Genomic DNA, 294 nt, shown 5'->3' on the forward strand with positions numbered 1-294 from the left:
TCGCCGCCGCCCCGCCCGCACCCGCCAGCGCGAGTTTGAAGGGCGATCTGTCGCGCGACACGATCGTCCGCTGGGCCGCATCGCCGGGCGCGGTGCGCTACCGCGTGCGCTGGCGGCGCAACGACACGGCCGACTGGACGCAGACCCGCGATGTCACGGGCACGGAAACGAACTTGGCGCAGGTGCCGGTCGACGACCATTTCGTGGGCGTCTCCGCGGTGGCGGCGGACGTGGCATGCCAAGCGTCGGGTCAAGAGCAAGGCACTGTGCTGCCGGCGTTGACTTGTCGCCCGG

Annotated in this window: 1 protein-coding gene; it reads left to right on the forward strand. The window is 71.8% G+C overall.

The window, feature by feature from the left end:
- Window positions 1-294, forward strand: a 294-nt coding sequence (locus AC0IYH_RS30870; protein WP_471837986.1) for a hypothetical protein, incomplete at both ends; no start/stop codon positions are given.

The sequence above is a fragment of the Pseudomonas sp. AC463 genome, assembly GCF_979253585.1.